Genomic DNA, 16,267 nt, shown 5'->3' on the forward strand with positions numbered 1-16,267 from the left:
TTCTTACGTGTTGGCTTGTTAACTTATTTTGTTACAATTTTTGAATCTGATGGATTTCTGTTTGGTATTTTGAGATCTTTTAAAATTAGGTTGAGCTGGCGTCTGGTTTCAATTATCCATCCTAAAAGCCAATCGCTAACAGCTACACTAAAATTCCAGCACCTCGTTATCCCCAAAGTTCTCATACGAACTCGTGATTACTTTTTCACCTGGCTGCAATCCTTCAAGGACTTCGAAATATTCAGGATTTTTACGACCCAGTGTGATTTTGCGTTTCGCTGCACGTTTGCCATCAGAACCTACAACATATACCCAGTTTCCACCAGTTTCAGAGAAGAATCCGCCGACCGGCAGTAACGTTGCTTTCGACGGCTGTCCAAGCTGTAATCTTATCGGTGCTGACTGTCCGCGTTTGATCAGTTCGGGAGCCCCGCCTTTTTCAAACTCCATGTCCACTTCAAATCGCCCGCTCAATACTTCCGGATATATTTTGATAATTTTCAGGTTATAAGCTTTTCCATTGAAATCCATACTTCCCTGCAATCCGGCGAAGATTCTGGAAATGTAATGTTCATCAACGCTCACACGCATTTTGAACCCGTTCAGATCATCAATTTGGCCAATATTCTGGCCCTGATTAATATTCGAACCCACTTCCACATTCATGGATGAAAGCATACCTGAAACCGGTGCTTTTACAACCAGGTTATCAAGGGTTTGTCTCCATAGATCCACGTTTTTCTTGGTATTGGAAAGTGTCCCTTCCAGTTGCGTAATCTGCATTTTCGCATTTTCCTCCTGGTATTTCTGAGATTCAATCTCAATTTCCCGTTGTTTGGTCAGACGTTCCAGTTCGCGTTTTGTTTTAAGAAATTCCGCGTCAGGAATAACCTTGTCTTTGTATAATTTAATGTTACGGTCGTGCGCATCTTTTGCCTGATCGATTTGGAAATCCAGCTCACTAAGACTTTTCTGTAACGTAAAACGTTCCACTCTCAAACGCTGACGTGTATTTTGAAGGTCATTGACCAGTCGGCTCGCTTCTGTTTCAGATTGAAGAAAGCTAAGTTTTAAACTCTGATTTTCAAGTCTCAGAAGTACGTCGCCCTGCTTCACCATATTACCGCCTTCGATCAGTTTCTGCGTCACATAACCACCTTCGATGGCATCAAGCTGGATGGTTTTTAATGGTTGTACAACCCCCGTAACAACAATAAATTCATCAAATTCACCCTGTTTCACAGTAGAGACGGTAAGCTTATCCTGCTGAACATTCAGCTTACTTCTCGTATCAGCGAAGAAAAATTGGTATACCAAAAAACTAACCAACAAAACGCTGCCTGCAATGATGCCAATACGGCGGCTGTTCCAGAATTTCTTCGGTTTCTGTCTGTCCATCGTAGAACCTCCTGTGAAATTAGATCCATTACTTCCGGAAACTGGTGTTTTAACTTCCATTATATTGTCAGGCTATTTTTTATCTTGAATTTGTCTTTTCCCTTTTATATCCAATCCTTATGCCAGGACTATCAAAACAATACAACTAATTGATAATCAACAAAAATCAATCTAGATATATACGCGTACCTGTTCGTTATCGGACACTTTTGTTCGGCTTCGGACAAGCAGAAAAACAGGTATTAATGAGGATCGCGAGCCAATTTGCGTCATTTCAGAAATTCACAATATGACCGCCGATTGTCGAAAGCCGACCGCTCATTGCATATCCTTCTCCTTTATTAACCCGAAAAGATTGTAATTCCTGCATTCCAAACTTAAAATTTACACAAAAAATAGGCAATATTGCTTAATCATTTAATTTTCGTCGCGGCGCTGCTGCAAAAACATTAGCCATAATTTATTTAGCCAAAGCCTACTCCTATGCTCCTCTCCGAAGCCAAAATACTGATCATTGACGACGATGTTGACGTTCTAAGTGCAGCAAAACTTCTTTTAAAACGGCACGCAAAACTTGTTGACATTGAAAAAAATCCGCAAAAACTTCCTTTTCTGGTAACCAACAATACGTATGATTTGATTCTTCTGGACATGAATTTCACGCGGGATGTGAATAGTGGCCGTGAAGGTTTTCACTGGCTGGACAGAATTCTGGATATTAGCCCAAATATCAAAGTCATCATGATCACCGCTTATGGCGATATTGAAATGGCCATTCGCGCGATAAAATCCGGAGCTACTGATTTTGTTCTAAAACCATGGGAAAATGACAAACTTGTCGCGACAATCGAGGATGTTTTGAAGGAGAAAAAGGGTGAAAAGTCAGCTTCCACAACAGAAGAAAAAACGGAAAGCAAAAAAGAAAAATCATCATCAGATGCTATTATTGGGCAAAGTGAAGCGATGCAGCATGTTTTAAAAACTTCTGAACGTGTTGCTGCAACGGATGCCAATGTTTTGATTCTAGGTGAAAACGGTACGGGAAAAACACAATTGGCCCGTTATTTACATCAACATTCTCTTCGTTCAGAAAAACCGTTTGTCGTTGTGGATCTGGGAGCATTGAGTGATTCACTTTTTGAAAGCGAGCTGTTCGGACATGTAAAAGGTGCGTTTACCGACGCAAAAGAAGATCGCGCAGGCCGTTTCGAGGAGGCCAAAGGAGGGACCATATTTCTTGATGAAATCGGAAACCTGACACTTTCGCTTCAGGCCAAATTACTAACCGTTTTACAGGAAAGAAAAGTTACGCGTGTAGGCTCCAACAAGTCAATTCCGCTGGATGTAAGGCTTATCTGTGCTACCAATATGAATATCGAAAGTATGGTGGGCGACAAAAGCTTTCGCCAGGATTTATTTTACCGGATCAATACCATTGAGCTTGATCTGCCTCCGCTTCGTGATCGTCCGGAAGATATCGCGCCGCTTGCTGAATTTTATCTCAAACAATTCCGAAAAAAATACAACCGCCCGGTTACAGATATCAGCAGCGCATTGATTAAAAAGATGCAGCAGTATAACTGGCCCGGAAATATTCGCGAGTTGCAGCACGCGATTGAAAGAGCTGTGATTTTATCCCAGGAGAAAACTTTACAACCCGATGATCTTTTCCTGAAAAGTTCAGGAGGACAGCCAACAACTGCCACAGGTTTTGATCTGGAAGATATGGAGAAAAACATGATCGTCCAGGCACTGAAACGTTTCAACGGAAATATTACCGATGCTGCCAGGGAATTGGGACTGAGCCGCGCTGCCCTATATCGACGTATGGAAAAATATGGGTTGTGATCATTAAGAATGTTGACCATCCGGAACTGAATATAAGAATTTCTGTAAGAAGTTAAGATGCGAATTATCCAGATCTGAAAGCCGACTGCCGAAAGCCCCTCTGGCATATTTTTTACGCCCTGTTATCGTTATTAGAAATAACTTCTCATTTCAATCCATAAATAATGATAAAGTATTGCCAGCTGATTTTTCTTCTGATTATAACGCAAATTAGTATTGCCCAAATTAAATCAATCCAATCGGTACCATTAAAAAACGTTAAACTCAGCCAGGGTTTCTGGCATGAAAGACTGGAAACGGGACGTAATGTAATGCTGCCTCATGTGTTTCATCAATGCGAAGAAACTGGTCGTATCGATAATTTTGCCGTTGCAGGAGGATTACAAAAAGGTGTTTTCCAAGGGACACGATTTGACGATTCTGATGTTTTTAAGGTTGTCGAGGGTGCCGCCTATTCTTTACAAAACCATTACGATCCAAAACTGGACAAATACCTTGATAGTCTGATCACACTTTTTGCAGCTGCGCAGGAGCCGGATGGATACATGTACACGATCCGGACAATCAACAAAGATACAACCGGTTCGTATGACTGGATCGCCGGACCAACCCGATATTCTTTTGAAAACGGCAGTCATGAGCTCTACAATGTGGGGCATCTTTATGAAGCCGCCGTTGCACATTACCAGGCGACTGGAAAAAAGTCATTACTGGATGTTGCGACTAAAAATGCAGATCATTTGGTACGCACGATTGGTCCAAAACCCGGACAAATGATTGTGGTACCGGGGCATGAAGAAATCGAAATAGCCTTACTTAAATTATACCGGACAACAAACAAAAAAGAGTATCTAGATCTCGCTCATTTCTTTGTTGATATGCGTGGGCGTTCAGACAAGCGACCTTTATTTTTGGACGAACATCGTCTCGGCCCCTCCTATTTCCAGGATCAGAAACCTGTAGTAAAACAGAGTGAAGCGGTAGGTCATGCGGTGCGTGCCCAGTATTTATACGCTGCGATCACGGATATGTTGACGATTGAAGACAATCCGGCATATAGTAATGCAGTTCATAAAATCTGGGATGACGCGACTACAAAAAAACAATATGTTACGGGAGGTGTTGGTGCCAGAGAGGACGGCGAGGCTTTTGATGCTGCGTATGTTTTACCTAATGATAACGCCTATGCAGAAACCTGTGCTGCCGTGGCTAACCTGATCTGGAACCACAAAATGTTCCTTTATACCGGAGAATCCAAGTACATGGATGTTTTTGAACGCGTTCTTTATAACGGATTTTTAGGTGGAATGTCCGTTTCAGGAAATCAGTTTTTCTATGTAAATCCAATGGCTTCCAACGGAATAAATGACTTTGGGAGAGGAACAGGTGCTACGCGCCATGAGTGGTTTGGCTGCGCATGTTGCCCTACAAACGTTACCCGCTTTTTGCCTTCCCTTCCTGGTTATGTTTATGCAACAAAATCAAACGAGTTGTTCGTCAATTTATTTATGGACAGCGAATCGGAGCTGAAACTTGACAATGCTTCTGTCAAAATCAACCAGAAGACCAATTATCCATGGGATGGAAATGTGAAAATTACTGTCACGCCTTCCAAAACTTCCGCGTTTCCATTATCGATCAGGATTCCTGGCTGGGCATCTGCACAGGCGATTCCTGGTGACTTGTATACTTATCAAAATAAGGAAACCAAGGGGGTTCAGGTCACTATAAACGGAAAAAATACACCTGCAACTGTAGAAAACGGATATTTAAAATTATCTCGTACGTGGAAATCGGGCGATGTAATCACAGTTGCGTTGGATATGCCAGTCAGGAAGGTGCTTGCGAATGAAAAAATTAAGAATAATAATGGTAAAGTAGCAATCGAACGCGGTCCGGTTTTATACTGTGCGGAAGGCAAAGACAACGATGGAAAAGCGCTTTCGATAGCAATAAGCGACGACCAGAATTTTAACGCAGAATATCAGAAAGATTTTCTAGGCGGGTTGACCGTTTTAAAATCCAGCGGAAATAAATCTGCTACTCTCATTCCTTACTACGCCTGGGCAAACCGTGGCGCCAATGAAATGACCATTTGGTTTGAGAATAAATGATGGAATTTTGAATGAGTGAATGATAGTATAATTGAGATTTGGAAGGCCACAGAGATTTGTTAATCTGTGGCATTCCTTTGTTTATCGATACTCATTCCTATATCCCACTGTCTTTTCATCGTAGCCATTTCACATTTTTTTGCAGTAATCCTTTTGGATATAAAAGAATTAGAACCTTTTTATTTGACCTCCGAATTGCTGTCAGATGGTGAGCACATTGTTGCGCTTTTTGTAAAATATTTGAAAAATTGGGGATATATCTCTTCATTAAATTCGTCGAATTCAGCGCACAGAAATATCCTGCTCCTGGTACAGATATTTAAACATCCCCAGTATTATTGAACACTTCAACTACTTACAATTAACTAGTAATTAAATCCTTACAATTATGAAAACTGCGAAAAGCAAATCCACAAAAAAGATTAACGAAGCTGATCAGGAAAAACTGACTGAACTTTTTGTTGACGGATTAAAGGATATTTATTGGGCTGAAAAACATTTGGCGAAGGCTTTACCTAAAATGGCGAAAGCGGCGACTTCTGATGAATTGAAAGCTGCCTTTGAAATGCATACAACCGAAACTGAGGAGCATACTGCACGTCTGGAAGAAATTTTCGGGTTGATTGGCGAAAAAGCGCAGGCTAAAAAATGTGCTGCGATGGAAGGTCTGCTTGAAGAAGGAGAAGAAATTATCGAAAGTACAGAAAAAGGAACGATGGTTCGCGACTGTGGCTTGATCATGGCTGCTCAGAAAGTGGAGCATTATGAAATTGCATCATACGGAACACTTCGTAATATTGCGAGAACACTTGGCCATGAAGAAGTTGCAAAAATTCTTCAAACGACATTGGACGAAGAGGGAGCCACAGATCATAAACTGACAGATTTGGCTGAGGCCTACGTAAACGAGGAAGCTAGTCAGGAATAATTCTGAATCCAAGACATAAAAAACGCTGATCGTAAAATTTACGATTAGCGTTTTTTATGTCTTGGAAATATTTAAAAGTAAACGACCATCAATAGTATTTGAGAGACTATTGATGGTCGTTTATTATTTTACAATTGGTATCTAATTTAAGACTTATGCAAGATTCAATTTCCCATGATCTCCCGGATCACTTTGATGGCCCGTAACAGCTGCTTTTACCATTGAAAAGAAAACAACCATTTTTGACGACGGGCTGTCCCAATATGCCGCCTCATCTGTGGTCACTTTCAATACAACCAAGTTCGGATCATTTTTTCCTTCGGGAAACCATGCTTTGGAAAGCGGGCTCCATAATTCTTCTTTTTTTGCTTCATCGTGAACAATGGACGCGGTGCCTGAAACACTCAAATAAGTATTATCGCCAGGATGAGAATAAATCAGCGTAACCGATTCCCCATTGTCTGTTTCACTTCCTATTTCAGTTTGACGACTCGTAAAAAACCAGGCATTGCCTTCGCTGTCAACATCCAGTGTTGTCATTGGCCTTGACTCGATTTTCCCGTTTTCATAAGTTGTGTACATACAAAAACGAATATCTTCAACCAGTGATTTCAGTTTTTTTATAGCTTCATTATTGCCAAGATCCTTTTCCATGATTATTTCAATTTTAGTCTGTTATGAATAGTTTTCAATGACCTGATTAAAACAACCGTTCCAAAACTGTTATCAGTTTTATTTAGAAATTGACTGCGTGGATGATTTCCCCGAATTACTCATTTAAACTTCCCACGATTCAAACCGGTATGCACTGTCCCAAAATATAAATTCCAGGCGGGATGCCGTGATATATGCATCGGTCATTTTTTGCCTGGTTGTTTCAGAAGCCTGCTCGGCAAGCATATTACAAATATCCAGCGCTTTGTCCACAGAAACTGCAAATTCTTCACCCGCGTAAGCATCAATCCAGTTTTGATACGGATTTGGTGTCGATTGATTTGCAAAAATATGGTCACCCACTTTTTTATAAATCCAGAAGCAAGGCAGCAAAGCAGCCACCGCCACTTCGAATGATTCATAAGCACTGGCAGCCAATAAATAATTCGTGTAGGCAAAACATCCGGGCGCTTTTCCGCTATCAAACGAAATAGCATATTCATGAAAATAACTTTCGTGGAGTACGCGCTCAACGATTATCGCATTTTGGGCAAATAACAAGAACTGGAGTAATTGATCACTGGTATTGGCCTTCGTTCCCGCAGTTGCCAACGCCTTCGCAAAATCGGCCAGATACAATGAATCCTGATAAATATAAAATTTGAATTTTTCAACTGGTAATGTCCCCGACATCATTTCCTGATTGAAAGGATGCGTTATTATTTTATCAAATACCGGTAAAGCACTGTTCCAAAGATGGTCTGTAAATTTCATATATTCAGTAATTAGGATATTCGATCACATCGAAATGACTTTCATAACCTGTGGCGAAAAAGAATGATTTAGTGGCCCGGAACCAGAACCTGTTGTAATATTTTTCCCAGCTTCAATTGCACCAGCGACATATTGCTTTGCCAGCAGGATTGAATCAGACAGCGTATTGCCAAGCGCAGCATAGGTAGCGATCGCGGAAGAAAGTGTACAACCTGTTCCATGGACATTTTTACTTTCGATGTATTCACTTTCAAAAATCCGTGAATCACCATTTTTTTGCAGGAATACATCGAAAAGTTTGGGAGCAATCAAATGTCCGCCTTTCAACAGTACGCCCTGGCAACCGCGGCTGACCATTTCCTTACATGCCTCAATCATTTCATCAACGTTTGTGATTTTATGACCTGCAAGAATCTGCGCTTCATCCAGATTTGGCGTAATGACCGTAGCCCGTGGAAATAATTCCTTCCAAAGCACCGCTATCGTCTCATCCTGAATCAATTTTGCTCCACTAGTGGAAACCATTACAGGATCAAAAACGACAAATTCTGGTTGAAAACGATCGAGTACTTCCGCGATGATCTGCGCAACTTCGATGGTATTGATCATGCCAATTTTCACTGCGTCCACTTTTATATCTTCAAAAACTGCTTCCAACTGGCTTTTCAGGAAAGCAGGAGGAACAGCATGAATCCCGCGCACGCCCAAAGTATTTTGCGCCGTAAGCGCGGTGATCGCTGAAGCACCATAAGCGCCCAAAGCAGCAATTGTTTTTAAATCTGCCTGAATTCCGGCACCTCCACCGCTATCGGATCCGGCGATGGTTAACACGGTTGGATATCTTTTCATTTACCTGATGATTAAAGACTTTAAATATTTCGCTGCCTGAAAGGGTGATTCTGCACTGCAAATAGCTGAAATCACTGATATACCTTCGGCACCGTTTTTTATAACTTCGGTCGTATTTGTTGCATTCAACCCGCCAATCACGACGAGCGGATGTTTGCTATTTGCTTTCACCCATTTCAAACCTTCCATACCCCATGGCTCAGCATGATCTGATTTTGAATTTGTTGCATACAATGGACTTACTGCGAGATAGGTCAGATCCATATTTTCCGCTTCGAAAACATCTTCCCTTTTTTCCGCAGAAAGTCCGATGATTTTTCCGGGTGGCATCAGGTTTTTAAGTCTAGTATAAGGCATGTCACTTTGCCCGACATGAACGCCATCGGCATCGGAGGCAAGTGCTACATCAACACGATCATTAATAATCAAAGGAACGTTGAAAGGCGCAAGTAATTCCTTCATTCGCATGGCTCTGTCGATAAATGCTCTTGTTCCCAAAGATTTTTCACGAAGCTGGACAATCGTGACGCCACCCTTTACAGCTTCTTCAACGACCCAGAAAATATCTCTTCCCAGACAGGCAGATTCATCCGTTACAAGGTATAGTTGCATTTTTTGTTTTTAACTTTTTGAATATTTGTTGGTAGATATTCCATCGATATGGATCAAGTTATGTCACCCCTTCGGGGTTTGGTCAAGAATCGTCGTCCTGGTTTGCTATAATAATTTCATCCCTTCGGGATTGTTAAAAAATATGTTTGGACACATATCAAGGTTACGTTTAAAAATTCGCGTTTTTCATCTAGCCCAATGACATTCGAAATTTTTCGACCTGATAAAAATCCCGAAGGGATGAAAATATTATAGCAAAGGCCCATTTGATGAAAACCATAACCCCGAAGGGGTGACAGAACATTTGCGAAAAAATTTCATTAATCACTAAACAACCGCCAAACGATTTAATTCCTGCATCGTAATAGCTGCCAGCTATCAAGAAAGCGAACTTAAAACAAACTTGGGATCTGCGATTTTTAACCGTCATCCTGATCTTTCTTTAATAATTTCTTCCTTTCGGGATTGTTAAACATGTCAGAATAATTCGATTGATATGGATGAATTTTGTCACCCCTTCGGGGTTTCGCCTAGAACCGTCATCCTGTTTTCTATAATAATTTCATCCCTTCGGGATTTTTAAGTAATTTATTGGGTCGCACTTATGCGATGTATTTTGAATTTCCCGTTTTTGATTTAATTCGCTGACTTCCAAAATTTTCGACATGATAAAAATCCCGAAGGGATGAAAATATTATAGCAAAGGCCCATTTGATGAAAACCAAAACCCCGAAGGGGTGACAGAACTTTTGCGAAAAAATTTCATTAATCACTAAACAACCGCCAAACGATTTAATTCCTGCATCGTAATAGCTGCCAGCCATCAAGAAAGCGAACTTAAAACAAACTTGGGATCTGCGATTTTTAACCGTCATCCTGATCTTTTTTTCATAATATCAAACTTCGGGATTGTTAAAAATGTCAGAATAATTTGATTGATATGGATGAATTTTGTCACCCCTTCGGGGTTTCGCCTAGAACCGTCATCCTGTTTTCTATAATAATTTCATCCCTTCGGGATTTTTAAGTAATTTCTTTGGCCGCACTTATGCGATGTATTTTGAATTTCCCGTTTTTGATTTAATGCGCTGACTTCCAAAATTTTCGACCTGATAAAAATCCCGAAGGGATGACATTATTATAGCAAAGGTCCCTTTGATGAAAACCAAAACCCCGAAGGGGTGACAGAACATTTGCGAAAAAATTTCATTAATCACTTAACAACCGCCAAACGATCCAATTCCTCAGCCGTGACAGCTGACAGCGCATCCAAAAATGCAATCTGAAACGAACCTGGAAGCTGCGATTTCTCAAATGCTTTTTCACCACAAACACCCATGGTCACCGCCGCCGAAATTGCCGCTTCAAAAACATCTGGCTGAATGGCACAAAAAGCACCGGCAACAGCTGAGGCTGAACAACCCATGCCCGTAACCCTGGTCATTAAAGGAACACCATTTTCTACATAGACAACTTTTTCTCCGCTGACGATAATATCCGTGGCACCGGATACACTTACCACACACCCGAATTTCTTACTTAGTGACTTTGCAGCCTCCAGACCGTCCGTTGAACTTGAAGTACTGTCAACGCCTTTTGTCTGACCATTGGCGCCCGCCAGCGCGAGAATTTCCGATCCGTTTCCACGGATCAGCGTAGGTGACGCCAGGTTCAATAATTCAGATAAAACGGAATTCCGGTAAGGTGTCGCCCCTGCCCCAACCGGATCCAGAATTATTGGTTTTCCTGATTTTTTGGCAGCGATCATGGCCTTCTTCATTCCTTCCACCCATAGCGGGGAAAGTGTTCCAATATTCACGACCAAAGCTCCTGCAATCCCAACCATATCTTCAACTTCTTCAACCGCATGCGCCATAACCGGCGAAGCACCGACGGCGAGAAGTGCGTTGGCAGTAAAATTCATCACGACAAAATTGGTGATGTTATGAACGAGAGGCGATATCGCTCTGAGTTCTGTCAAATTTGATGCTATTTTGGAATTCATCTTATCGGGATTTGATAATAAACAAATCGAATTGGCGCCAGGCAGCGGATTCCCGAAAAGAGATAACAGAAAATAAAATTCTGTATAAACGCTTTTTCCTACGACAGTATGAACTGTTTCAGGTTCAAAGGGTATTTCTCAGTCCAAATTGGGACACCCCTAAAGCCATTCTTAATTACGAATGTAGTAGTTTTGATTATGATTAAAAACAGAAAGTCCTTTTATTAGCTACTTTCTTCGATCTTACTAACTCATATTTACAATTTCTATTTCTTTAAAATGATTAAAGCGGCGATATTTGACATGGACGGATTGCTTATTGATTCAGAACCGATCTGGACAGAGGCAGCCACAGAAGTGATGCAAAAGGTAAACTTCCAGCTGACCCATGATCTGAAACTTCAAACCACAGGCTTATCCATAAAATTATTTCTTGAATTCTGTTACCGTATCCAACCCTGGAACACACCCAGCAGGGATGAACTAGAGCATGAAATTTTAACGATTGCGACAAGAAATATTATCGCGCACGCTCAGCCGATGCCAGGTGCACTGGCACTGGTAAAAAGCCTGCATGATCAAAAATTGAAACTTGCAGTTGCTTCCGCATCACCTATGGAGCTGATAGAAGCGGTTCTAAGACGTCTAGAAATTGTAGATTGTTTTGAAACCTGGCATTCTGGCGAGCTTGAACAGCATACCAAGCCCCATCCGGCCGTTTATATAACCACAGCTGCCAAACTTGGAATTCCACCGCATGAATGTATGGCTTTTGAAGATTCTTTCACAGGTTTGCGTTCTGCACATGCGGCTAAAATGATCACCATCTGCGTTCCAAATGCCGAGGTTTACGATGATCCGAAATTTGATCTGGCACATTACAAAATCAGGTCACTCGAGGAATTTAATATTCTTTCTGTTGGTGTTTGATGTTTGATCATAAAAGCGATCTTAGCTAAATTAACTTTCCCTAAAACCCTCCAAAATGACCGGTTTACGCCATTTCAGCATCATGATCGCCGTGAGGATTACCGTTATTATCCTCACGATTATCGGTCTGTTCTGGCTTACGAACTACCATACCAATGTAGGTTTGATATGTATTCTCGGATCCATTATTGTCTTCGCCCAGGCAGCATCGCTATATAATTATGTTACCAAGGTTAACAGAAAACTTATCTATTTTCTGGAATCTGTACGCTATTCTGATTTCACGATTAATTTTCGTGCAGACAATACCATGGGCGCTACTTTTCGGGAACTTAACCAGCAGTTCAACGAAGTTTTACAGGCTTTCCGACAGGCACGGGCAGAGAAAGAAGCGAGTCTGCAATATCTGAATACGATTGTCCAGCATATCGGGACCGGTCTTATCACTTTCGATGGGACAGGCCAGGTTAACATCATCAACAGCGCAGCGCTGAGGATGCTGGGGATTTATCGTCTTCATAATTTGAGCGAACTGGAAGAAAAACATCCGAGATTATACGAACTTTTATCAGATCTGAATTCCGGAGTCCGCGAATTATACCGCACACCATCTGACCAGCCGCTTGCGCTGCAAGGTGCTGCCATTCAGATGCATGGAAAATGGGTTCGTATTGTGGTTTTACAAAATATTCAAACAGAACTTCAACAGCAGGAAGTTGAATCCTGGCAAAATCTGACGCGTGTGCTGCGGCATGAGATCATGAATTCCATGACACCGATCGTCTCCTTAGTCGGGACTATGCGTCTGATTGTCAACGAAGATATAGAAAAAAGCACAACCAATCAGGAAGCTGTCGGGGATTTGAAGGAAGCCCTGCAAACATTGGAAAAAAGAAGTAAAGGTATGATGCAGTTCGTGAATGCATACCGAGACTTCACTACATTGCCCAAACCTAATTTTGCCAGTTTAAATGTAAAGGAGTTATTGCATGAGGTAATTCAGCTGATGCAAACAGACCTGACTGCCGTTGGTGTTTTGTGGCAGGTAAATGTGAAACCCGAAACTTTAACCATAAAAGCAGACAGCGGCCAAATCCAGCAGGTCTTAATCAATCTTATCAAAAACGCCTCAGAATCTTTCTCGATGCAGGCGAGCAGAATGATTTCTATTAATGCTTATGTTACTGATAGCCTCACGATTATTGAGGTGGAAGACAATGGCGATGGCATTGAGCCAGAGGCACTTGACAATATTTTCATCCCTTTTTATACTACAAAAAAAACAGGCTCAGGTATCGGGTTGAGCCTTTCCCGTCAAATCCTCCAACAGCACGGCGGACAATTGAATGTCCGTTCTGATGTGGGAAAGGGGACTGTTTTCTCTTTGGTTATATAGTTTTGATGAATCGCTGTTTGAAATTTATCTATACGATACCTTTCAAACCCGTAAATGATTTCCCTAAAATAACCTTATCATCTGCGCCGAGCCAGTCTTTCAATAAGGAAGAATATAAGTCACGGAAGTCCAGAGAATACTTAAGATCGCCGCCATCAAGATCCGTCAGATTTGGAGCTTCGTTATAAACAACAGAGCTTCTGGGTGGGCCACCGATTAAAAACACGTTATTCGCAGTTCCGTGATCTGTACCGTTACTTCCATTTTGTTTCACACGCCGGCCAAATTCACTGAAAGTCAGCACCATTGTCCTGTCCAGCTGCCCTTGTTTTTTCATATCTTCAACAAAAACACCAACTGCATCTGCATAGTGTTTTAATAAACGATCTTGCTGGTTTCTTTGCCCTATGTGCGTATCAAATCCTGAAAGTGATACATAATAAACCTGCGTATCAACACCGGAAGTAATAAGTCCCGCGATTGTTTTCAAACCTTTCCCCAATTCCGTATTCGGATATTCGGTCTGACTGCCTTTTAAATTTCCTTTTTCAAATAAATAATCAGCACTTGATTCTGTATCAGCCAATGTTTTATATAAATAACTTATTTGATCATGTTCATCTGCATGATCCTTAAAGGTTTTTGCGAGACTGCCTGCAACTCCATTTCTGGTTTGCTGGTAAAGTTTTCGAGGATCCAGCATGGCCAAACCGTTTGCCATTTCACCTTTCATGGCCAGACTCAGCGTATCATCAATTTCCAGCATGTGATGGGGTTTGATATCGCATCCGGCACAAGAGGCGTCGAGGTAACGCCCTAACCAGCCAGTACTTAAATACTCGTCAGCATTACTTGCCGTTTGCCAGATATCCATTGATCTAAAATGTGAACGGTCCGGATTTGGATATCCGACATTATTCAAAATCCTGACTCTCCCGTCGTCATACAACCTACGCAAAGATTCCAGGGCAGGATTTAATCCAATCTCATCATTCAGTGTCAAGATTTTCTGCTTTTCAATTGCTATCTGTGGGCGCTCCTTGTAGTAGATATCATTTCGATATGGAATCACAGTGTTTAAACCGTCGTTTCCACCCGACAACTGAATCACAACGAGAATTTTCCCGCTTGCATTTTTGGCAATTCCAGATTCATGGGCTTTTAAAAATTGTGGGATCAACATGGTTCCTGCCGTAGCAAAAACCGATGTTTTAATAAAATCACGTCTTTTCATGTCGTTGAGTATCTTAAAAGTGATTAACTGATTTGATATTCTGGTAAGCTCATGATGGAGAGCGTGAGCCTTCTGATACGTTCCGTTCTATCCGGAATACCTTTATTTTTGTCGCTTATTAATGTCATTACAGACGGCTTTGGTTGGACAGCAAGCAATTCTGCTGATAAAAAAGTAACCAATTTTTCATCTGAGATTTTACCAAACCGGCTGGCCCATTTATCCCAGTCCACTTTTATTTTTGCATTTTCGCCTTTCTTCTTTACCGTCTGGTCATTGACATCACCACTCTCCTTCGCCTTAACTTTTGGCGTAGCCACGCCGGCCATAATATATGGCAGCTGCATCCTGAAAAGTAGACTGGAACTGTCAATCCAGTTGCGTCCTCCCGGCCACCCTGCAACGTTTGGCGGATAAAATAATACCTGGCCAAGTACTTTTTGAATATATAACACGTGCTCCTTATCCGCGAATTCAGCGCCTCCCAAAGTTCTCTGAATCCCGACAACCAGCTCAACCGGTGACTTAATGAGCATCGCTTTTGATACATTTTCATAATACCAATCAGCACTGAAAATGGTACGCATCAGTTGGCTGATATCATAATTGGATTTAAAGAAACTTTCGGCCAGTGCATTGATCCGCTGATTATCGGGAACTTCACTGACAAAACTCCTGTAAATTTTTGCCGTAACAAACCGCGCTGTCTGTTTCTGTTCCAGTAAGATTTTTATAATATCTTCCCCTTTGAAATTTCCATCTTCGCCCAGAAACTTCTTGGTCTTACTATCATGGAGGTTTTCTCTGAACTGAAATTCTCCCTTACCATCGAAACCCCAACCAGTGAAAGCTCTGGCTCCTTCTTTCACATCCATTTCAGTATAATTCCCTCTCCCCAAAGTAAATAATTCCATCACCTCCCGGGCAAAATTTTCATTCGGTTTATTTTTTCTGTTTTGTTGATTATTCAGAAATTGAAGCATGGCAGGCTCTTTGGAAACTTCCAGCAATAATGTTCCAAAATTGCCAAGCGCATTCTTCCGGATCGTATTTAGATAACCTTCGACAGCTACTGAATCCGCGGACCGGCAGGCGAAATGGCCATGCCAGAAAAGAGACATCTGTTCTCTTAAAACATTTCCCCCTTTGGCCATTTCAGACATCCATGCCGCATTAAGATCACGAATTTCTTCACGATTCTTTCTCATCCTGTCTTTTCTCATATCCACAATGCTCTCCGGTGACATAACATCTGACATTGCAGGTTTTTCTAATTCGGAACGCACAATTTTGATTGGTGCAAATGTTTCGCTTTCCTGAAAAAGTTTTGAAACAGCCTTCTTTATTGAAATGTCTTTTTCAGGAATACTTCCTAATCCAGCCCTTCGATAAAGATGTAACAAGCTGTTATTGATGACGGCGTCTTTCATAGCAAAAGAATTTTCTTATTTGACTTGAAGATCTTACGAAAGTTTAATGGAAACGAACTGATAAGAAATTTCTTTCAAAATCCGGTATCAAATCA

At 41.4% G+C, this 16,267-nt stretch carries 13 protein-coding genes and 1 riboswitch; of the genes, 5 read left to right on the forward strand and 8 right to left on the reverse strand.

Features of this window, described 5'->3' with window-relative positions; translation table 11 throughout:
• Nucleotides 1–147: 147 nt before the first annotated feature.
• Entirely contained in the window at nt 148–1,398 is a 1,251-nt protein-coding gene (locus AC1XUO_RS01900) for an efflux RND transporter periplasmic adaptor subunit (protein WP_483328655.1), read from the reverse strand.
• 483 nt (nt 1,399–1,881) lie between these two features.
• Between AC1XUO_RS01900 and AC1XUO_RS01905 the strand changes: the two genes are divergently transcribed.
• The 3 genes from AC1XUO_RS01905 to AC1XUO_RS01915 all read left to right on the forward strand — a co-directional run bounded on the left by AC1XUO_RS01905 (nt 1,882) and on the right by AC1XUO_RS01915 (nt 6,288).
• A complete protein-coding gene (locus AC1XUO_RS01905; RefSeq protein WP_483328061.1) occupies nt 1,882–3,246 on the forward strand; it encodes a sigma-54-dependent transcriptional regulator in 1,365 nt (454 codons plus the stop codon).
• Between the two features lie 164 nt (nt 3,247–3,410).
• Nucleotides 3,411–5,360: a glycoside hydrolase family 127 protein gene (locus tag AC1XUO_RS01910; protein WP_483328062.1), complete on the forward strand. Its 1,950-nt coding sequence runs from the start codon at nt 3,411–3,413 to the stop codon at nt 5,358–5,360.
• 388 nt (nt 5,361–5,748) lie between these two features.
• A complete protein-coding gene (locus tag AC1XUO_RS01915; protein ID WP_483328063.1) occupies nt 5,749–6,288 on the forward strand; it encodes a YciE/YciF ferroxidase family protein in 540 nt (179 codons plus the stop codon).
• A gap of 153 nt (nt 6,289–6,441) precedes the next feature.
• Here the strand turns inward: AC1XUO_RS01915 and AC1XUO_RS01920 are convergent, their stop codons facing one another.
• From AC1XUO_RS01920 to thiM, 5 genes are all read right to left on the reverse strand, one after another.
• Nucleotides 6,442–6,942 carry a pyridoxamine 5'-phosphate oxidase family protein gene (locus tag AC1XUO_RS01920; protein WP_483328064.1) on the reverse strand — a complete coding sequence of 167 codons (501 nt, stop codon included), beginning with the start codon at nt 6,940–6,942 and terminating at the stop codon, nt 6,442–6,444.
• 123 nt (nt 6,943–7,065) lie between these two features.
• Nucleotides 7,066–7,716, reverse strand: coding sequence for a thiaminase II (gene tenA, locus AC1XUO_RS01925; protein ID WP_483328065.1), 651 nt, complete (start codon nt 7,714–7,716; stop codon nt 7,066–7,068).
• 24 nt (nt 7,717–7,740) lie between these two features.
• Complete coding sequence (thiD, locus tag AC1XUO_RS01930; protein ID WP_483328066.1) at nt 7,741–8,565, reverse strand: bifunctional hydroxymethylpyrimidine kinase/phosphomethylpyrimidine kinase; 825 nt, start codon at nt 8,563–8,565, stop codon at nt 7,741–7,743.
• On the reverse strand, nt 8,566–9,177 hold the full coding sequence (gene thiE / locus AC1XUO_RS01935; RefSeq protein ID WP_483328067.1) for a thiamine phosphate synthase: 612 nt from the start codon (nt 9,175–9,177) through the stop codon (nt 8,566–8,568).
• 1,213 nt (nt 9,178–10,390) lie between these two features.
• Nucleotides 10,391–11,182, reverse strand: a complete 792-nt coding sequence (gene thiM / locus AC1XUO_RS01940) for a hydroxyethylthiazole kinase (protein ID WP_483328068.1) — start codon at nt 11,180–11,182, stop codon at nt 10,391–10,393.
• A gap of 78 nt (nt 11,183–11,260) precedes the next feature.
• Nucleotides 11,261–11,353: riboswitch (TPP riboswitch) on the reverse strand.
• Between the two features lie 108 nt (nt 11,354–11,461).
• On the opposite strand from thiM, the gene hxpB reads away from it, so the two are divergent.
• Together hxpB and AC1XUO_RS01950 are read left to right on the forward strand one after the other, a co-directional pair.
• Nucleotides 11,462–12,112, forward strand: coding sequence for a hexitol phosphatase HxpB (hxpB, locus tag AC1XUO_RS01945; protein WP_483328069.1), 651 nt, complete (start codon nt 11,462–11,464; stop codon nt 12,110–12,112).
• A gap of 55 nt (nt 12,113–12,167) precedes the next feature.
• Nucleotides 12,168–13,508 (forward strand): sensor histidine kinase, encoded by a 1,341-nt coding sequence (locus AC1XUO_RS01950; RefSeq protein ID WP_483328070.1) that lies wholly within the window; start codon nt 12,168–12,170, stop codon nt 13,506–13,508.
• Nucleotides 13,509–13,536: 28 nt separating this feature from the next.
• Here the strand turns inward: AC1XUO_RS01950 and AC1XUO_RS01955 are convergent, their stop codons facing one another.
• The gene (locus AC1XUO_RS01955) at nt 13,537–14,742 is read right to left on the reverse strand and encodes a DUF1501 domain-containing protein (protein ID WP_483328071.1); all 1,206 of its coding nucleotides are present in this window, start codon (nt 14,740–14,742) and stop codon (nt 13,537–13,539) included.
• 23 nt (nt 14,743–14,765) lie between these two features.
• Complete coding sequence (locus AC1XUO_RS01960; RefSeq protein WP_483328072.1) at nt 14,766–16,172, reverse strand: DUF1800 domain-containing protein; 1,407 nt, start codon at nt 16,170–16,172, stop codon at nt 14,766–14,768.
• Between the last annotated feature and the right edge of the window lie 95 nt (nt 16,173–16,267).

The sequence above is a fragment of the Dyadobacter sp. HNCC25DJ186 genome (assembly GCF_056895235.1).